Genomic DNA, 19,786 nt, shown 5'->3' with positions numbered 1-19,786 from the left:
GCCGCGGCTCTGCGCAGGCCGCCGCGGAGCGGCGCGGGCCGCCCGCGCCGCCGGGTCAGCGCACGACGAGCACGTCGTCGAGGGGGCGGCGGAGAGAGCGCGCCGACACGGGGCCCGCGAGCGACAGGCGGAAGAGCAGGACCTCCGCCGTCGCGTCGGTGACGTCGAACAGCCGGAGATAGCGCTCCCGGAGCCCGGTCGCGGCCTCCGCGGTCTCCGCGTCGAGCCCCTCGCCGCGGCCCCGGATCAGCCGCGCGAACAGGTAAGGCAGCGTCGTCATCGGGTAGACCGCGATGCCCAGCTGCGCCGCGGTGAGCCACGCGCGCTCGACCGCCCTGCCGCCCTGGAAATAGTCGGTGAGCCGGGCGCGCGGCAGGGTGATCAGCCCGACGGCCGTCGCGCAGCGGATCGCCTTCTGCGCCATCCTCTCCAGCCCCCGGCCGCCACCCCAGCGCCGCACGAGCTCCAGGGCGCGGTAATCCCGGCAGATCTTGAACCCCGCGAGATCGGTCGGCGAGAGCTCGAGCGTGCCGACGAACAGCCCGTCCCGGCGCGCCTCGGCCTCCGCCTCGGTCCAGCGGACCTCCCTCATCATGTCGGCGTGGGTCTGCCTCGCGAGCATCCGGAGCCGATCCCCGGCGCCGATGAGGGCGCCGATCTCGTCGAGCTCCGCCGGCGCCTCGAGCAGCTCGAGGCGCGCCCCGGGCACGGACTCGACCGCGGCGCGGAGGGCGGCGCGGTGCTCCTCCGCGAGCGGCGCCCGCTGGCCGGGGCGCCGGTTCGTGTGCCGGATCCCGATGGCGTCCGCGAGGCCATCCATCAGGTGCTCCTCGGCGCCGGGCGGCGGCGCGCCGAAGAACGCGAACGTCGCGGCCAGGTCCTCGTCGCCCTCGCGCGGGAACGGCGAGACGCGCACGCTGAGCCCCTCGCGGTGCGCGGCGAGGACGACGTTCTCGGCGGCCGCGCCGAGCGCGACCACGCCGCCCGCGCCCTGAAAGTCGGCGAGCGACTCGGAGCGCGCGCGGTCGTGGAACAGCCCGAGGCGACGGCCCTCGTGGACCCAGAGCCAGGGCTGGCAGTTGCCGCCCGAGGGCGCCGCGACGCCCGCCGTGACGAGCCGCCGCAGCCGCGCCGGGTCGAGCTCGACGGCGCCCGCCTCGGCGGCCGGGAGCGGGCCCGCCGCCGCGGCGAAGGCAGGGCCCGGCGCGCGCGGCGCGTCCGCGGCGGCAGGCTCGCCCTCGGGGCCGCCGATGAGCTGCTCCAGGTCGACATAGTACCGGCCCGACCGCACCGGCTCGCCGAGGGCGATCCTGCGCGCCGTGTCCGCGGCGGCCGCCCCGCCGTGGACGACCGCCGACCCGAGCTGAGGCCATGTGCTCACCGATTGCTGCACCTCGATGAGCGACGCGCGGAGCCGCAGCGAGATCGCGTCTTGCCCGATGATCTGCATGACATAAGGCACCTTGTCCTCGGTCGACAGGCCGCGGAGGCGCTCGGGCGTGAGATCGCCGACGAGCCCGTGGAGGATCGGCCGATCGCCCTCCAGATCGAAGCGCTCGACGTCGATGAGCCCCCGGTCGCTCGTCTCCATCACGACCGGTATTCGGTGGGCGCGCGCGTTCGCGCGGAGCAGGAGCTTGATATCGAGGCTGTCGCACTCGTCCACGAGGACATCGAGCTTGCCCCCGTCGAGCAGGAAGCGATCGATATTGTCTGCCGTGACCCCCTCGGGGAAGCACTTCACGTCGAGGAACGGGTCGAGCTCGGCGATCTCGCGCGCCGTGGCGACGACCTTCGGCAGATCGAGGTTGTGCGCGCCGGTCCGGATCCGGTTCAGGTTCGAGAGATCGAGGTGGTCGAAGTCCGCGAGGCGCAGCTCGCCGGCGCCCCGCTCGAGCGCGATGGTCATCGCCACGGACTGCCCCACGGAGAGGCCGACGACGCCCACGCGCCGGCGGGCGAGCGCGGCCTGCTCCTCACCGCTGATCTTGTGCTTGTTCCGGTCGGTCCGCAGCTCGACGAACTCCGCCTCATCGAGCAGGTGCACGAGGCGGTGCGACCACGGATAGTAGACCCAGACTCCATAGGCCTCGATCGGGACGCCGTTCAGGCGCTCTCCCACGAGCCGCGCGATGTCCCGCTCACCGAGGCGCTCCCGGGGGTGGCGGGTCTTCACGAGATCGGCGAGCTGCCGGTCGATCGTGTCGAAGATCTCGATCCGGGCGTCGTCGTGGAGCAAGCGGCCGAGCTCCTCCGCGTCGTCCTCGCGCGCCGGGCGGAAGAAGCGGGGTCGCCACGCGCCGTTCGGGGCCTCTCGCGCCTCTCGCGCCTCTCGCGCTTCTCGCGCTTCTCGCAAGGAGATGAGCTGCTGCCAGCGGGTCGTGTTCATCGCGGTGGTCCGGTCCCTGTCCTACCACCCCCGCGCCCCGCGCGTCGCCCCGATCTCCCCGGCGGCCCCCGGGTCAGCGCGGCGCGCGGGACGGCCGGCCCTCGATCTCGAGTCTCATCTTCGTGACCTTGTGTTGCACCAGGGCGGCCTCAGGCCCGGTGATCTCCAGATAGCGCAGCGCGGCCACGACGTCGCTGCCCCGGAACGCCTTGACCCGCGGGTTGAACCAGCTGAGCGCGGTCCCGATCTGCCTGACGAGGAGCGCGTCCGTGCAGATCGCCACGGTGAGCGCGGTCTTGCTCACGTAGTCGTTGATGGATGCCCGCTGCTTCGCGTTGGGTCCCCCTCCGGCGGTCACCACGAGAGTCTTCGTGCAGGTGGGCGGCAGGCTGCCCGCCGCCACCATATACGATTCCCATTCCTCGTCGCTCGGCGGTTCCCTGCCGTGGACGGCGATGAGCACGTGCTCCGTCGTGTCGAACAGCATGCTGGGTCTGGTCATCGTCTCACCGAGCGCGCACCGATCTTACGTCTGCGCACCGCCGAGCCGCCAGCGCGCACAGCCATCCCCTGGGATAGTCGTGCGCCTGGCCACCGGGCAAGGATCCGCGAGGTCCATGGGGTGCACCTAGGACGGTTCGATCGACGGGGCAACGACCAGGAGCGACTTTCGATGCGGTGCTCCGGTCGAGGTGACGCGCGGTGCTTCGGCGCGACTCCTCCCTGGCCGCGCGTGACGCCTTGACCGCGCGCGACGCGCCGCGCGTGGCCAGGGCGGTGCCGCGCCGGGCCGGCTCGGCGTGGGGCGTCGCGGCGGATGGAGTCGCTCGAGCGGCATGGTCCTCTCGTTCGCGTCGTTTGCGTCGTTCACGCGGCCCACCCAGGGCATACCCGAGTTATTTCCAAAGTATTTCATGACGTCCTGCTGGGCAGTTGCACGGTGGGCCGCCAGCCGCTCTGTGGTCTATACTACGGGATGTGCGCTGGGGATCTTCCGCAGGCGGGTGCGGCGCGCGCCGCTTCGCAGCGAGGCTTGACGGATGGCCCCCACCGCATGTAGCGCTCGATCGGTGGGCTGTGATGCCCAGCAGCCAGGGGCGGCGCCCGGCCTGTCGGTCGGGGATGCCGAGTGACGACCTCGCCGGGGGGAAAGGTTTTTCACGATGCGTGTGCTGGAAAACTTCGTCGGCGGAGCCTGGTCTCGAGCTTCGGGGACGACGCGCCTCGAGGTGAAGAACCCGGCGACCGGGGAATCTCTTGCGGAGGTCCCCCTCTCGACGGCGGCCGACGTCGACGCGGCGGTGAAGGCCGCGCAGGCGGCGTTCCCCGCATGGAGCGCGACGCCGCCGGTGCAGCGGGCGCGCTACCTCTTCAAGCTGCGCGAGATCTTCGACGCCCACCGCGACGAGATCGCGGCGATCTGCACCTCCGAGCACGGCAAGACGCTGTCCGAGGCCCGGAACGATTTCGGTCGCGGCATCGAGAACGTCGAGCACGCGGCCGGCATCCCGGCCCTCCTGATGGGGCAGGGCCTCGAGGACGTCGCGTCCCGGATCGACTGCCACACGATCCGCCAGCCGCTCGGCGTCTTCGCGGCGATCACGCCGTTCAATTTCCCCCCGATGGTGCCGCTCTGGTTCTTGCCGTACGCGATCGCGACGGGGAACACGTTCGTGCTCAAGCCGTCGGAGCAGGTCCCGCTCTCGCAGCAGCGCATCTTCGAGCTGATCGAGCAGGCCGGGCTGCCGCCCGGGGTGGTGAACCTGGTCCACGGCGGCCGCGACGTCGTGAACGCCTTCTGCGCGCACAGGGACATCGCGGGCGTGTCGTTCGTCGGCTCGTCGGCGGTCGCGCGCCACGTGTACAAGAGCGCCGCGGAGGCGGGCAAGCGGGTCCAGGCGCTCGGCGGGGCGAAGAACTTCCTCGTCGTGATGCCGGACGCCGAGCGGCAGATGACGGTCGCCAACGTGGCCGAGTCCATCTACGGCTGCTCCGGCCAGCGATGCCTGGCCGGCAGCGTCGTCGTGTGCGTCGGCGACACCTACGAGGCCGTGCGCGACGGGCTCGTGCGCCACGCGAAGGGGATCGTGCTGGGCGACGGGTCGAAGCCGGGCGTGACCATGGGCCCGGTGATCTCGGCGGCGCACAGGGACCGGGTGCTCTCGTACATCAACCAGGGCGTGGCGGAGGGGGCGACGCTCCTCCTCGACGGCCGGGACGCCAGGGTCGAGGGGTATCCGGACGGCAACTGGGTAGGGCCCACGGTCTTCGACGACGTGCGGCCAGGGATGGTGATCGCGACCGAGGAGATCTTCGGGCCGGTCGCGTGCCTGATGCGCGCGAGCGACCTCGACGAGGCGATCGCGATCGCGAACCGGAGCGAGTACGGCAATGCGGCGTCGATCTACACGTCGAGCGGGCGCGCGGCGCGCGAGTTCCAGCACCGCGTGGGCGCCGGGATGGTCGGCGTGAACATCGGCGTCGCGGCGCCCATGGCCTTCTTCCCCTTCGGCGGCCAGAAGGGCAGCTTCTTCGGCGATCTGAAGGCGCACGGCCCGACGGCCATCGACTTCTACACGGAGCGCAAGATCGTCATCACGAGGTGGTTCTGATGGCAAGGAATGTACTTGGCGGGCTGATCCAGTGCTCCACCCCGATCGGCGACGACGGCGCCTCCGTCATGGCCATCCGGGACGCGATGTTCGAGAAGCACCTGCCGTTCATCGACGAGGCGGGGAAGAGGGGTGTGCAGATCCTCTGTTTGCAGGAGGTCTTCAACACACCTTACTTCTGTCCTTCGCAGGACGCGAAATGGTGCGATGTGGCCGAGCCCGTCCCCGGCCCGACGGTCGAGCGGCTCGCGGCGTATGCCAAGAAGTACAAGATGGTGATGATCATCCCCATCTACGAGCGGGAGATGGCGGGCGTCTACTACAACACGGCCGCCGTGGTCGACGCCGACGGCACGTACCTCGGCAAGTACCGGAAGACGCACATCCCGCACACGAACGGGTTCTGGGAGAAGTTCTTCTTCAAGCCGGGGAACCTCGGGTATCCCACGTTCCAGACGCGGTATGCGCGGATCGGCGTCTACATCTGCTATGATCGCCACTTCCCGGAGGGGGCGCGGCTGCTCGGCCTGAACGGCGCCGAGATCGTGTGGAACCCCTCGGCCACGGTCGCCGGGCTCTCCCAGTACCTCTGGAAGCTCGAGCAGCCCGCGCACGCCGTGGCCAACGGCTACTTCATCGCCGCCTCGAACCGCGTCGGCACCGAGGCGCCGTGGAACATCGGCAAGTTCTACGGGACGAGCTACTTCTGCGACCCGAGGGGCAGCTTCCTCGCGACGGGGAGCGAGGACAAGGACGAGCTCGTCGTCGCCGAGATGAACCTCGACCTGATCGAGGAGGTGCGGAGGACGTGGCAGTTCTACCGCGATCGCCGGCCCGAGACGTACGGCGAGCTCACGGAACAGCTGCCCTGAGGGCCCGGGGCGGCGGGAGGACGGCGAGGTCGGCCAACGAGCGCGACGAGCGATGCGAAGTCCACCGCGAAGACACCAGCAGCGCCGGGGCGCTGGTCGCGGACGGCTCTCTCCCCCGGTGTTTCCCTCGCCATGGCGGCGCCGCCCCCCGGAGGGGACCCGCCGCCCGGCGCTCACCCGCGGAGGAGCAACATGGGCATCCTGATCAAGAACGGCGAGATCATCACAGCGAGCGACCGGTTCGTCGGCGACGTCTACTGCGAGGACGGGAAGATCGCCGCGGTCGGCGCTGGGCTGTCGAAGGAGCGCGCGGGGGACACCGTGATCGACGCCTCGGGGCAGCTCATCTTCCCCGGCGGGGTCGACGCCCACGTGCACATGGAGCTGCCGTTCATGGGGACCGAGAGCTCCGATGATTTCGAGACCGGCACGGCGGCGGGCGTCGCCGGGGGCACGACCTCGATCATCGATTTCGTGATCCCGGCCCGAGGGCAGGCGCTGCTCGACGGGCTCGCGATGTGGAACGAGAAGGCGAAGAAGGCGGTCTCCGATTACGCCTTCCACATGGCCGTCACCTGGTTCGGCGACGACACCCTCGAGGAGATGGCCGTCTGCACGCGCGAGCACGGCATCCCGTCGTTCAAGACCTTCATGGCCTACCGCGGGGCCATCGGCGTCGACGATCCGGAGCTCATCCAGGTGATGGAGGCCGCCAAGGGCCTCGGCGCGCTCGTGACCGTCCACGCCGAGCACGGCGATGCGGTCGTCGCGCTCCAGAAGAAGCTCCTGAAGGAGGGCAAGACCCACCCGCGGTACCACGCGCAGAGCCGCCCCGCGCCGATCGAGGGCGAGGCCACGGGGCGCGCGATCATGCTCGCCCGGATGATCGGCGAGCCGATCTACATCGTCCACCTCACCTGCAAGGAGGCGCTCGCCGCGGTCACCGAGGCGCGGAGCCGGGGCCAGGTGGTCATGGCCGAGACGTGCCCGCAGTACCTCCTGCTCGACGACTCGGTGTACGAGAAGCCCGGCTTCGAGGGGGCGGCCTACGTGATGAGCCCGCCGATCCGGCCGAAGGGCCACCAGGACGCGCTGTGGGCCGCGCTCTCGTCGGGGCTCATCCAGACGGTGGCCACCGACCACTGTCCCTTCAACCAGGTCGGCCAGAAGGACATGGGCAAGGACGATTTCTCGCGGATCCCGAACGGCGCCGCGGGCATCGAGAACCGCCTCGCCCTCCTCTGGACCTACGGGGTGCTCGCGGGGCGGATCGACGTCCACCGCTTCGTCGATCTCTTCTCCACGCAGCCGGCCAAGATCTTCGGGCTGTACCCGCGCAAAGGCTCGATCGTGCCGGGCGGCGACGCCGATCTCGTGGTCTTCGATCCGAAGGGGACGAGCACGATCTCCGCGAAGACGCACCATCACCGGTGCGACAGGAGCATCTTCGAGGGCTTCGAGGTGAAGGGGAAGCCGACGCACGTCATCGTGAACGGCCGGGTCCAGTGCGTGGACGGCCGGCTCGACGTGGAGCGGGGCGCCGGGCGCTACCTCCCGCGCCGGCTCGGCCCGACCCAGGGAGCCCGGGCCTTCTAGTCACCACTCACCGAGAGGAGCCGCGCGAGCGCCAGCATGACCCGAGCCCCGATACGCCTCTCAACCCTCCCGTCCGGTCGGATCGAAGAGCGATTCGAGGACAAGAGCCCGCGCTACACCGACGCCGAGGCGATCGCCGAGGCGAACCGGTGCCTCTATTGCGTCGACGCGCCCTGCGTCAAGGCGTGCCCGACCTCGATCGATATCCCGACGTTCATCCGGAAGATCGCGGCTGGCCAGGTGAAGGGCGCGGCCCGCACCATCCTCACGGCCAACCTGCTCGGCCAGTCGTGCGGGCAGGCCTGCCCCGTCGAGGTGCTCTGCGCGGGCGACTGCGTCTACAACGCGTGGGGGCGCGAGCCGATCGCGATCGGCCGCCTCCAGCGCTACGCGGTCGAGTCGGCCCTCGCGCGCGATCCGGGGATCTTCCGGGCGAAGCCGCCCACCGGCAAGAGCGTCGCGCTCGTGGGCGCGGGGCCCGCGTCGATCGCCGCGGCGGGCTACCTCGCCCTCGAGGGGCACCGCGCCGTGATCTTCGAGCGGAAGGCGATCCCCGGCGGCCTGAACACGCTCGGGATCGCGCCGTACAAGATGAAGGGGCACGAGGCGCTCCGCGAGCTCGAGTGGGTCCTGTCGCTCGGGGACGTCGAGCTCCGCGCCGGCGTCTCGGTCGTCGCGCAGGCGGCCGGGCCGGGGGAGGTCTCCGCGCGCGACCTGCTCGCGGAGCACGACGCGGTCTTCCTGGGGCTCGGCCTGGGCGCCGACGCGCGCCTCGCCCTCCGCGGGGAGGACGGCGACGGCGTGGTGGGCGCGACCGCGTTCATCGAGCGGCTCAAGGCCGACCCGGGCCTCGACCTCGCGGGCGTGCGGCGCGCGGTCGTCATCGGCGGCGGCAACACGGCGCTCGACGTCGCCCACGAGCTCGCGCTGCTCGGGGTCGACGTGGCCGTCGTGTACCGCCGCTCCGAGGCCGAGATGTCGGGCTACGCGCACGAGCTCGAGGGCGCGCGGGTCGCCGGCGCGCGCCTCGTCGAGAACCGGGTGCCGGTCGAGGTGGTGCGCGAGGGCGGCAAGGTCGTCGCGCTGCGGATCGCGCCCGCCGACGCGCCCGCCGACGCGCCCGCCGATGGCGCGCGGGGCCCCGCGCCGGGGCCGGCCGAAGAGGAGCTCCTGCCCGCCGACCTCGTCGTTGTCGCGATCGGGCAGAGCCGGGCGACGCAGGTGGCGCTCGCGTTCGAGGGGGTGGTGCTCGACGCGAGGGGGCGCGTTGTGGTCGACCCGGCGACGCACCGCACGGGCAACCCGAGGGTCTACAGCGGCGGCGACTGCGTGAACGGCGGCAAGGAGGTCGTCAACGCGGTCGCCGAGGCGAAGATCGCCGCGCGCGCGATGCACGAAGCGATGATGACGACGACGCGGGCGGGCGGCGCGGCGCCCGGGCCCTCACCGCAAGGGAGCTGAGCGATGGCCGACCTCTCTATCGACTTCGCCGGGATCAAGAGCCCGAACCCGTTCTGGCTCGCCTCGGCGCCGCCGACCAACACAGGAGATCAGGTCCGGCGCGCCTTCGACGCCGGCTGGGGCGGCGCGGTCTGGAAGACGCTCGGGAACCCCATCGTCAACGTGTCGAGCCGGTTCGGCGGCATCGACTACGGCAACACGCGGCTCATGGGGCTCAACAACGTCGAGCTCATCACCGATCGCCCGCTCGACGTGAACCTCAAGGAGATGCGCGAGATCAAGCGGCGCTACCCGAGCCACGCGCTCATCGCCTCGCTAATGGTCGAGACGAAGGACGAGTGGCGCGAAATCATCCGAAAGGCCGAGGACACGGGCGCGGACGGGCTCGAGCTGAACTTCGGCTGCCCGCACGGGATGTGCGAGCGCGGGATGGGCTCGGCCGTCGGCAACGAGCCGGCGGTCCTCCAGGAGATCGCGCGCTGGGCCGTCGAGTTCGCGACGACGCCGGTCATCGTGAAGCTCACGCCCAACGTCGGCGACATCCTGGAGCCGGGCGAGGCCGTGCTCCGCTCCGGGGCGCACGGCGTCTCGCTGATCAACACGGTCAAGTCGCTCATGGGCGTCGATCTGGAGCGGATGGTCCCGCTCCCGCGGGTCGGCGGCGCGTCGACGAACGGCGGCTATTGCGGGCCCGCGGTCAAGCCGATCGCGCTCCACCTGCTGAGCCAGCTGGCGCGCCACCCCGGCGTCGGCCGGCTGCCCATCTCGGGCATCGGCGGCATCTCGAACTCCCGTGACGCCGCCGAGTTCATCGCGCTCGGCGCGACGAGCGTCCAGGTCTGCACCGCGGTGATGCACTACGGCTACCGCATCGTCGAGGAGATGATCGAGGGGCTCAGCGACTGGCTCGACGATCACGGGATGCGCTCGGTGAACGAGCTGCGCGGCAGGGCGATCCCGCAGGTCCAGGAGTGGGGCGAGCTCGACCTGTCGTACCGCGTGGTCGCGGACATCAGCGCCGACAAGTGCATCGGGTGCCAGCTCTGTTACGTCGCCTGCATGGACGGGGCGCACCAGTGCATCCACCTGCCGGGGAGGACGGAGGCGGAGGCGCGCGCGGCGGGCCACACCCACCTCCCGAAGGTCCTCCCGGATCGCGCGGTGACGGCGGATCCGAGCGGGGAGGCGGCGCCGTCGCGGGTCCCGTTCGTCGACGAAGAGGAGTGCATCGGCTGCAATCTGTGCGCGCTGGTGTGCCCGGTGCCGGGGTGCATCACGATGCGGGAGGTGCCTTCAGGCAAGCCCCCCGAGACGTGGAACGACCGTGTCCAGAAGGGGACGGACTTCGTGCCCGGCGGGCTGGAGTCGACCGCCCGCGCGCGGAGCTCGTGATCCCGGGCTCCTGGCCAGGCGCCAGGAGCCCGCGACGACCGCGACCGCGCCGGGGCGCTGCCCGGGCTACGGAGCGAGCTTCACGACGATCGCGTCCTCGTGGTCGTACGTGCCCGCGCCGATCACGTTGCCGGCGCTGTCCACGGCCAGATCGAAGATCTGCCCGTGTTCCGCGTCGCCGATCGGGTCGACCGACCACAGCACTGCGCCCGACGGCGAGAGCTTCGCGACAGCGCCGCGGGGGTTGACGAACACATTGCCGGCGCTGTCCACGGCGACAGAGCTGATGTCCCAGTAGCTGGAGAGCGTGCCGAGGCCGCTCGTATCGACGCTCCACAGCGGAGCGCCCGAGCCGGTGAACCTGGTCACGGTCGTTCCCAGGGCGACGACCAGATCCCCGGACGGGGTCGCGGCGACCTCGCCGTCGCCCGGCACCCAGGAGACGACCCGGCTGAAGACGTGATTCCCGGCCGCATCGAACTTCGCCAGGTACGTGCCCTGAGCCGCGGGCGAGCTCGCCAGCGGTCCGCCGCCGAGGTCGAGGGCGCCGGAGAAGCTGCCGAGGACGATGACATTGCCCGCGCCGTCGACGGCGACGCTCGTGGGGTCGCTGTCGTACGGGTCCGCCGCGAAGGTCCTGGTCCAGATCGGCGTGCCCGCCGCGCCGAGCTTCGCGACGAGGAGCTCGCTGCCCGGCGCGCCGCCGAGGGGGCCGGTGCCGAGATCGACCGCGTCCCATAGGACGCTGGCGAGCGCGGCGCCCGAGCCGGCCCGGGCGACCTCGACCTGGTAGAGGCCCTCGACCTCCGCGAGGAGCTCGCCCCACGCGCTGTACCGCTGCAGCCCGGTGTTCGAGCCCACGAGCAGCTCGCCGGCCCCCGACGCGGCGACGCTCAGGACGGTGTTGCCGTGGAGCGGGCGCGTGTTCCACCCCCCGTACCCCGCGGGGTCGAGCTTCGCGAGGAACTGGGTATTCCACAGCTCCATGGAGGCCGGCGCGCCGTTCTCGGCGAAGTCGATCGGGCCATAGGCGTAGCCGCCGAAGATCACGTTGTCCGCGCCGTCGACCGCGACGGCGCGCGCGCGCATCGACTCGTACCAGCCGTTGATGAAGAGCCTGCTCCAGAGGACGCTGCCGGGGGCGCACGGCGCGCAGCTCGGGCCCCCGCAGTCCACGCCGGACTCGGCGCCGTTGCGGATCCCGTCCTCGCAGGTGTCGTGGTAGCAGACCGTGAGCGCCGGCCGCTCCGTGGTGCTCGCGCTCTCGCTGCTCCGCAGCGAGCTCCGGGTCACCGCGGCCTCCTCGAGCAGCACGCCGTGGTTGGCGAGCTCGCCGCTCACCCAGGCCTGCGCGAGCGCGGTCACGTCGACGTTCCGGAAGCCGGTGGTGCCGCCTGGCCCGCCGGTGACGAAGGAGGCCTCGATCGCCGGATCGAAATGGCCGCCGCCGCCGAAGTTGCCCCACGTGACGCCCGACTCCGTCCACGCGGCGGTGGCCCGGTGGACGCGCACGGTGCTGCTCTCGATCTTGTACGTCTGGTACAGCGACAGCGTCGCCGAGGCGATCTCCGCGCTCGCCGGGACGCCGGCGAGGTTGAACCGGAGGAGGCTCCGCCGGACGCCGCCCGTGCCGGTGCCCGTCGAGAGCGTGGTGCTCACGGCGTCGTTCCACGTGGGCGAGACCTGCCAGAGCGTCGCGTCGGCCACGTCGCCGCCTAGGCCGCGCCGGAAGGTCACGCACCGCGGGTCGCACGGGTCGCCGTGACCGTCGGCGTCGCTGTCCACCTGCGACGGATTCGCGGCGGCAGGGCAGTTGTCGTCCGCGTCGATCACGCCGTCGGCGTCGCTGTCCTGGGCGAGCTCGAACGCGTACGCGGGAGAGCCCACGATGACCGAGCTCCCCGACATCGCGACGGTCTTGCCGAACGCGCTGCCTGTCGGTCCGCTGCCGGCGAGCTTGGCCTGCGGGCCCTCGACCCACTCGCCGCCCGTCGGCACGAACACGTACGCCGCGCCCGCGTCCGGTTGATCGAAGCGATCGGCCAGGATCGCGCCGGCGATCGCCGCGTTGCCGGAGACAGCGACGGCGCCTCCCAGGCCGTCCCCGGTCCTGCCGTCGTTCGCGATCAACCGGGCCTCCTGGTTCCAGCCGCTCGCACCGCGGTCGAACACGTAGGCCATGCCCCGCCCGAGGCGGTACCACGGCATCGGCGGGCTGTCGGCGCCCGGCGCGCCCACGACGATGCGCCCGCCCGAGATCGCGACCGAGCTGCCGAAGCGATCGAACGTATCCGGCGGGTGCGCCGCGAGCCTGCGCGCGTCGCCCCAGTCGCTCGCCTCGAAGACGAACGCGGCGCCCGCGCCGTCGCCCTCCCACCACCACGAGTCCCCCGGCGAGCCCACGACCACCGTGCCGCCCTCGATCGCGACGGGCGGCGTGCTCCAGGCGTTGGCGCCGGCCGGGGCGACGAGCTCGACCTCCTCGCTCCAGGCGCCGCCGCTGCGGGCGAACACGTAGACCGACGTCTCGGCGGAGAGGACGGCCCGGTCCCCGTCGACCGCGACCGCCCCGCCCGCGGGGTTCGAGGCGCCGCCGCTCGCGACGAGCTTGGCCTGCTCGGACCACACGCCCCCGCTCCGCACGAACACGTAGGCGGCGCCCGCGCCCCCGGTCCCCCAGGGCGCCCCGACCACGGCCGTGTCCGCCGAGATCGCGACCGAGGTGCCGAAGCCGTCGCCTGCGGGCCCGTCGCCCGGGACGAGCCTGGCCTGTTGCGTCCAGGCGCCGCCGCTCTTCACGAACACGTACGCCGCGCTCCCGGGCGCCCCGACGATCGCTGTGTCGCCCGACATGGCGATCGCGTCGCCGTTCAGGTGGATCGAGGTCGAGCCGTCGACCGCGATGAGCGCCGTCCGCTCCGAGGCGGCGAGCGGATCCACCGTCACCGGGTACGCGGCGCCGGCGGTGTCCACGCGCAGCGACAGCGTGCGCTCGTCGACGCCGAGCTCCATCCACGCAGGCAGCGTCCGCCCCGCGGCGTCGGTGGCGTGGAGATCCGTGTACCGCATCGCCACCGCGCCGGACGCCTCGCGCAGCGCGACCCCGTCGCCGCCGGCGAGCGGCGTCGCGCGGAGATCGCCGCCCAGGGCGAGCTCGATCACGAGGTCCTGGTCCCCGGGGGCGAGGCAGGGAGGCGCCCCGGGCACCGTGAAGCCCTGCTCCAGCCCGAGCGGCCCGTTCACGTACCACTCCACGAGCTCCTCGCCCGGCGCCCCGCCCTGCCGGCGGAGCTCCACGCGGTTCTTCGTGGCGCTCGGGGACGCGCGCGCGACCTCGCGCAGATCGCCCGCGCATCCGTACCGGGCGGCGGCCATCGAGAAGCTCCACCGCGCCTCGCCCTCCTCCGGCGCGATCCGCACGCCCGACGCGCTGAAATCGGCCGCGAGCCGGTGCGCCGGGTTCGGTGCGCGCAGGCTCGCCTCGTTCCCGCCCGGGGACACCTCGATCACCCGGTAGCTCTCGGGCGCCGACGCCTGCACGGCCGCGATGTACGCCGCCCGCAGGCGCGCGGGGGCCACCGCCGTGTCGGGCGCCGCGGGCGCCGCCGCCGCGCCGTCCACCGACGGCGCGGGGTCCCGCGGCGCCTCGGTGGAGGCGCAGCCCCCCACCATGGCGGCTGCGGCCATCACCTGTCCCATCCTCCCCATTCGATCTCGCATAGGCTGGCTCTCCATCTGGCTGGCGCTCCTCCGCGCAGGCGCACCGGGCGCCGGAGCGCTCCACGCCGGAGGGCAGCGAGCTCGCGGCGCCTCATCGCAAGGTCCGCGCCCTCGCCGCGGGCGGGGGCCGCGCCCTCGCGATGGACGACGGGCGCAGCCGTCGCCGCGCGCTCTCTGCCGATCGAGGCGGGGTCCAGGGCGCCTCCGCGGCCCGCTCCCGGCCCCTGGCCGGCCATCGGCCGCACGAGGATGTGCCCTCTCCGCCGGCCGTGCGCGCCGGGCGGTCGTCCGCCGGGGCGCGAACGGGCGCGCGCGCGCCGGAGCGGGCTCGAAGCGCCCCGGTGCAGCGCCGTGCGGCCGGTGTTTGCGAGCGATGCGAGGTCGCGTCCGATTTCGTGACACCCGCGGCGTGGTGACCGGAACAAACAACACGGAGGGCAGGAGCCCTCGCTGGAGGAACATGGTCCCGAAAGACGCAGCGACGATCACCCCGCGGAATCGCGGTCTCACGCCGAACGCCTACGCGAAGCAAGGGCGGGCGGGCATGTCCGATCACGAGGAGCGGGCCGAGCTGCTCGCCGATCACCGCCCGGAGCTCGCGCGCCTGCTGCAGCGCCTTCCGGCCCGCAGCAGCGCCTCCTCGCCGCTGACGGGTTATCTCCTCTCGTTGCGAGAACCGACGGGCTACCTCATCGCGATCGGCCTGCAGCAGCGCGACCCGGCGCTCGAACCCGAGCGCGTGCTCCGCTCCGCCCTGGCCGCCGGCGAGCGCGCGCCGATGCTGGTCGGCGTGATGGCGCGCTCGGCGATGGCCGAGATCATCGCGCCGCTCGCGCCGGTCACGCGCGCGGTCGCCGCGCGCCTGAAGCGACCGGCCCCCTCCGGCACGCTGCGGGTCGTCGTCGCAGCGGCCGGCGGGGCGGAGCTCTTCACCGTGAAGCTCTCGGACCTCACGTCCCTCTCGTCCGGCTCCGGCTGAGCGAGCCGCCCGCTCCGGCGCTCACTCGTTGGCGTAGACGCGCCGCTCGCTCGAGTCGAGCCCCAGGTACACCACCCGGCTGTCGAGGCTCGCGGCCGCGCGCTCGGCGCCCTCGGGCGCCGGCCGGCGGTCGGCGGCCTCGTCGCCTTTGCGCAGCGCCTCGTACTCCGCGACGGAGGCGCGGTGGCACCCGTCGAGCGGGGCGTCGATCTCGAGGGCGGCCGCGACCGCCCCGGCCTCCGGCCCGATCCTGCCCGCGAAGAACTCGGCGCAGCAGCCCGAGCCGTAGCTGAACAGCCCGACGCGCTGCCCCTCGAGCGCGCGGGCCTCCGCGTTGAGCAGGGACGCGAGCGCCAGGTAGAGCGAGCCCGTGTAGATGTTGCCGATGCGCGACGGCAGATCGAGCGACGGCTCCACCTCGACGGCGAAGCTCTCGTCGGCGGCCTGCTCGGTCAGGCCGTCCATCGCCAGCCGGTGGCGGTGCGCCTTGCGGGCCATCTTGCCGTAGGGGACGTGGTAGCAGGTGCGCGCGAGGGGATCGCCGTCGCCCGCCACGCGGCGCCAGTCGCCGTAGGCCCCGGCGAGGGCGTCGAGGTAGCACTGCACCGAGTAGTGACCGTCGACGAGCGCCTCCTTGTGGTGGAGCGGCCGCCAGAAATCGTAGACGTCGCGCGCGTACGTGCCGGTCTGGCCGACCTCGATCTCGACGAGGCGCGGGCGCTCGCGCACGAGCAGCGCCACGGCGCCGGCGCCCTGGGTGGGCTCGCCCGCGGAGCCGAGCGCGTAGCGCGCCACGTCCGAGCACACGACGAGCGCGGCGCGGCCGCGGGCCGAGCCCGAGGCGATCCAGTCCACCGCGTTGAGGAGGCCCGCGGTGCCCCCGAAGCAGGCGTGCTTGGCCTCGAAGACCCGGCACGCGCTCGGCAGCCCGAGCAGGCCGTGGAGGAAGGAGGCCGCCGGCTTCGCGTGGTCCACGGCGGTCTCGGTGCCCACGACGCAGAGCCCGATGTCCGCAGGGCTCGCGCCCGACCGCTGGAACAGCCGGCGGGCCGCGTTGGCCCCGAGGGTGATCGGATCCTCGTCGGGCGCGGCGATCGCCATCCGGCGGGTCCCCAGGCCGGTCAGGTACTTGGATGGCGCGATCCCTCGCGCCTCGGCGAGCTCGGTGAGCTCGACGAAGCGGCGGGGGACGGCGAGGGCGATCGCATCGATGCCGATGCGAGGAAAGTCATGACGTAGGCTCATACCTGCATCCTAGGGGCGCATTGTGCAGAGACCATCCAGCCCACGCGGAGCGTCGGAGGAGCCGAGGCGCCCGACGCGCCGCGGCGCCGCGTTCCAGCTGGCGCCCGCGCTTCGCGGCCGGTGACCGGTGGCCGGCGCCGGTCACCGCCGGCCTGCCCGCGCCTCCCTCCACGCGCCTCGCCGTGCGCACCACGTGGAATGACAAAGGCCCTTCCATGACACATGTCATGGAACAGCCCCCGAGAAAAATCGCGGTCGGGTCAAAATCGTCACCACATCTCGTTGCAGTTGTGCAATCTGTAATGGCGCGTTCATGCGCCCTAGCGGTCGAGGTTCATGTGAAGCTCTCCCGGTCTACCATGTTGGTTCCGCTTGTTGGGTTGGGTGTCCTGGTGATGACCGGCGCCACAGGGTGCTCCTGCAGCTCCGGGGCGGAGGGCGAGGCGAGCGCGACGGCTGGAGCGAGCGTCGGTGGAGGCGACGGCGTGGGTGGGGGCGGCGAGGGCGGCGCGGGCGGGGGCGTGGGCGGCGCGGGCGGTGAAGACGGGGGGATGATCGGAAACGGCTCCAGCGGCTCCAACACGGGCGGCAGCGGCCCCGTGACGCCCGACACCGCCTGTGTCGCCACGGTCGCCCACGCCACGCTCACGAAGCGGCCGGTCGACATCGTGTTCGTCATCGACAACTCGCCCAGCATGGCGAACGAGATCATCAGCGTACAGAACAACATCAATGAGAGCTTCGCCTCGATCATCGGCGAGAGCGGCATCGATTACCGCGTCATCATGATCTCCGCGCACGGCGCTGCGGAGGCAGACGACTCGATCTGCGTCGGCGCCCCGCTCAGCAGCGCGAGCTGCTCCCCGGTCCCCGAGGCGCCGGGGAACAACCCGCCCGTCTTCTACCATTACAGCCACGAGATCAGGAGCAACGACGCGCTCTGCGTGCTCCTCGGGAGCTACAACGGCGGCCTGCCCGACGAGTTCGGCGTGGCGCCGGCCGGGTGGTCGGAATGGGTGCGCGAGGACTCGCTCAAGGTGATCACCGTGATCACCGACGACCACGTGGGCTGCCAGTCGACGCACCTGCCGCGCAACATCTATATCGACGACACGCGGCAGGACTGGGAGGACGTCGCCACGGACTTCGAAGAGATGCTGTTCGGCCTGGACCCGGCGGTCTTCGGCGACGCGCTCGCGCCCAACTACGTCTTTCACAGCATCGTCGGGCTCCACGAGAACACGGTCGCCACGGACGCTTACGCGCCCGACGCGGACGTGGTCGAGGAGATGTGCGGCACCGCCGTTGCGCCGGGCACGGGATACCAGACGCTCAGCAAGAGGACGGGCGGCCTCAGGTTCCCGCTCTGCCAGACGAGCTCTTATGACGTGGTGTTCCAGGCGATCGCGGAGGGCGTCATCACGGGCGCGGTGGTCGCGTGCGAGTTCGAGGTGCCGGACTCGCCGCCGGGGGAGGTCATCGATCTCTCGACCGTGGTGGTCCAGTACACGCCCGGCGACGGCAGCGATCCGCAATCGTTCGACCAGGTGGCGAGCGCGGCGGCGTGCACCCCGGGCTCCTTCTACATCGCGAACGACATGATCACGCTCTGTCCCGACGCGTGCCGGCTGGTCCAGGACGACGCCATGGCCGCTGTCGACGTCCTCTACGGCTGCGATCCCGAACCGGCGCAGTGAGCTCGTCGGCCGGGCGGCGGCGCCGATGAGCGCGGCCGCCGCCCGCTGGCGGCCGGCGCGGGGCGCGTCGAGCGCCCTCTGCGCCCCGCCGCGAGCGCGGCGGCCGGGCGGCCGCCTGGCGCGTATCCGGCGCGGGCGCTCAGAGACAGCAGCGGAAGCCGATGTCCGCAGACGGGGTGAGGCGATCCTGGTCCAGGAGCGCATCGCACCTGGCCGCCTTGAGCGCGTCGCGCGCGATGTCATCCGCGTCCTGCTGCGAGGCCCGCGAGCCGCCGCGGACGAGGCAATTGCCCTGCGCGTCGCACGAGTTCTCCCACTCCGCCACGTTGCCGCTCATGTGAAAGAGGCCCGTGATCCCGCCTTCGCAGGGCGAGATCGGCGGGATGGGGTTGGGGGGCACGGGCTTCTTGGCGAGCTCGCCGGTCGGGTCTTCCACCTTGCAGGTCGCCTCACTGTAGAGATCGCTGTACGGGTATTCGTTCACGCCCTGGCCGGAGCACGCGTTGAACCACTCGCTCCGCGTCGGGGTCGCGAAGTCGGCAGGCGAGTTCGCGCCTCCGCCGATCCTGCCGCAGAGGTGCTTGCCCATGTAGGAGCAGTACGCGTAGGCATCGCACCAATCGACGTAGGTGACGGGCACTCGCCCCTCCGTGTAGGGCCACCCGCTCGAGGGACGGTAGATGTTCCCCGCGCACTCCGCCGGCATGCCGGCGAGCACCGGGTTCGCCATGAGGAAGACATCGTACTCCTGCTTCGTCACCTCGTATTGATCGATGCAGTAGCTCCCGCCGCCGCTCACGGGCGAGATCACCATCCACGCCGGGCACGCGCAGACGTGGTTCGTGGTGTTGCAGATCGACGTCGCGCAATCGGTGTTGGCGTTGCAACGCTGCCCCGCAGGGCACCGGGTGTTGCACCCCTCCGTCCCGCCGCAGTCGATGTCGGTCTCCTTGCCGTTCTTCACGCCGTCGCTGCAGGTCGCGTCCTGGCAGACCTGCTCGTGGCAGACGAGCTCGATACAGTCGGTCGACTTGGAGCACGCGTCGCCAGGCGGGCAGCTGGGGCAGATCCCGCCGCAATCGACGTCGGTCTCCTGGCCATTCTTCACGCGGTCGCTGCAGGTCGGCTCCAGACACTGGCCGTTCACGCAGCTCGACGACTCGCAATCCGAGCCCGCCGCGCAGCCCTTGCTGGTCTTGCATGGGGGGCACGCCGGGTTGCCGCCGCGCGGCCTGGCGCCGCCGCCGCAGTCGGTGTCCGTCTCGTCGCCGTCCTTCACGCCGTTGTCGCACTGCGCCGCCACGCACGCGCGCCCGGCGCCGCCGCTGCCCCCGCTCTCCTCGCACCGCCCCGAGAAGCAGTCCGCGGCCTCCGCGCACGCTTGATCGACCCGGCACGGCGTCGCGCAGGCGCCGCCGCAGTCGATGTCCGTCTCGTTGCTGTCCTTCGCGCCGTTGGAACAGCTCGGCATGTCGCCGCCGCCCTGCCCGCCGGCGCCGCCCTGCCCGCCGGTGCCGCCGCCCTGCCCGCCGGCGCCGCCCTGTCCGCCGGTGCCGCCGCCCTGTCCGCCGGCGCCGCCCTGTCCGCCGGTGCCGCCGCCCTGTCCGCCGCTGGTCGTGACGCCGCTCGAGGGCAAGTCCCCCGTCGTGGGAGGCCGGTATCTGTCTTCGCTGCTGCACGAGACAGACACGGCGAGGGCCACGAGGGGAATCAGAGCGACGGACGATCTGCGCATGGAGCTGCCTTCCTGTGTTCGAACACGAGGTCAGAGGTAGAGGATCAGCTTACTTGCGACGTCGCCTGTCCCGGGCGACAAAAAGATG

At 72.1% G+C, this 19,786-nt stretch carries 12 protein-coding genes; 7 read left to right on the top strand and 5 right to left on the bottom strand.

The annotated features are described in order from the left end of the window. Window positions 1-55: 55 nt before the first annotated feature. Both WMF14_RS34660 and WMF14_RS34655 read right to left on the bottom strand, forming a co-directional pair. Window positions 56-2,389: an Rv1355c family protein gene (locus tag WMF14_RS34660; RefSeq protein ID WP_437793163.1), complete on the bottom strand. Its 2,334-nt coding sequence runs from the start codon at window positions 2,387-2,389 to the stop codon at window positions 56-58. Between the two features lie 73 nt (window positions 2,390-2,462). Further along, window positions 2,463-2,891, bottom strand: a complete 429-nt coding sequence (locus WMF14_RS34655) for a hypothetical protein (protein WP_272095323.1) — start codon at window positions 2,889-2,891, stop codon at window positions 2,463-2,465. Window positions 2,892-3,552: 661 nt separating this feature from the next. Here WMF14_RS34655 and WMF14_RS34650 point away from each other — a divergent pair. The 5 genes from WMF14_RS34650 (at window position 3,553) to preA (ending at window position 10,322) form a co-directional block, all read left to right on the top strand. Continuing rightward, window positions 3,553-5,001 (top strand): CoA-acylating methylmalonate-semialdehyde dehydrogenase, encoded by a 1,449-nt coding sequence (locus WMF14_RS34650; RefSeq protein ID WP_437793161.1) that lies wholly within the window; start codon window positions 3,553-3,555, stop codon window positions 4,999-5,001. Beyond that, complete coding sequence (locus tag WMF14_RS34645) at window positions 5,001-5,873, top strand: nitrilase-related carbon-nitrogen hydrolase (RefSeq protein ID WP_437324274.1); 873 nt, start codon at window positions 5,001-5,003, stop codon at window positions 5,871-5,873. Before WMF14_RS34650 ends, WMF14_RS34645 begins: the two co-directional genes overlap by 1 nt. 192 nt (window positions 5,874-6,065) lie before the next feature. Next, entirely contained in the window at window positions 6,066-7,469 is a 1,404-nt protein-coding gene (gene hydA / locus WMF14_RS34640) for a dihydropyrimidinase (protein ID WP_437793159.1), read from the top strand. A gap of 36 nt (window positions 7,470-7,505) precedes the next feature. Then, window positions 7,506-8,930: an FAD-dependent oxidoreductase gene (locus WMF14_RS34635; protein WP_437793158.1), complete on the top strand. Its 1,425-nt coding sequence runs from the start codon at window positions 7,506-7,508 to the stop codon at window positions 8,928-8,930. Between the two features lie 3 nt (window positions 8,931-8,933). Further along, complete coding sequence (gene preA, locus WMF14_RS34630; RefSeq protein ID WP_272095318.1) at window positions 8,934-10,322, top strand: NAD-dependent dihydropyrimidine dehydrogenase subunit PreA; 1,389 nt, start codon at window positions 8,934-8,936, stop codon at window positions 10,320-10,322. Window positions 10,323-10,388: 66 nt separating this feature from the next. On the opposite strand, the gene WMF14_RS34625 is transcribed toward preA, so the two are convergent. Beyond that, window positions 10,389-14,009: a DNRLRE domain-containing protein gene (locus WMF14_RS34625; RefSeq protein WP_437804351.1), complete on the bottom strand. Its 3,621-nt coding sequence runs from the start codon at window positions 14,007-14,009 to the stop codon at window positions 10,389-10,391. Between the two features lie 493 nt (window positions 14,010-14,502). Here WMF14_RS34625 and WMF14_RS34620 point away from each other — a divergent pair, with 493 nt between their 5' ends. Further along, window positions 14,503-15,021, top strand: a complete 519-nt coding sequence (locus WMF14_RS34620; protein WP_437793156.1) for a hypothetical protein — start codon at window positions 14,503-14,505, stop codon at window positions 15,019-15,021. A 21-nt stretch (window positions 15,022-15,042) separates the two neighbouring features. On the opposite strand, the gene WMF14_RS34615 is transcribed toward WMF14_RS34620, so the two are convergent. Then, entirely contained in the window at window positions 15,043-16,266 is a 1,224-nt protein-coding gene (locus WMF14_RS34615) for a hydroxymethylglutaryl-CoA synthase family protein (RefSeq protein WP_437793155.1), read from the bottom strand. A gap of 395 nt (window positions 16,267-16,661) precedes the next feature. On the opposite strand from WMF14_RS34615, the gene WMF14_RS34610 reads away from it, so the two are divergent. Continuing rightward, window positions 16,662-17,963, top strand: a complete 1,302-nt coding sequence (locus tag WMF14_RS34610) for a hypothetical protein (RefSeq protein ID WP_437793153.1) — start codon at window positions 16,662-16,664, stop codon at window positions 17,961-17,963. Between the two features lie 139 nt (window positions 17,964-18,102). Here the strand turns inward: WMF14_RS34610 and WMF14_RS34605 are convergent, their stop codons facing one another. Then, window positions 18,103-19,698 carry an SUMF1/EgtB/PvdO family nonheme iron enzyme gene (locus WMF14_RS34605; protein WP_437793152.1) on the bottom strand — a complete coding sequence of 532 codons (1,596 nt, stop codon included), beginning with the start codon at window positions 19,696-19,698 and terminating at the stop codon, window positions 18,103-18,105. Window positions 19,699-19,786 lie beyond the last annotated feature (88 nt).

The sequence above is a fragment of the Sorangium sp. So ce693 genome, from assembly GCF_051521375.1.
GTDB lineage: Bacteria > Myxococcota_A > Polyangia > Polyangiales > Polyangiaceae > Sorangium > Sorangium atrum.
The sequence above is the reverse complement of the archived record's forward strand: the minus strand, read 5'-3'. Positions and strand labels throughout refer to the sequence as shown.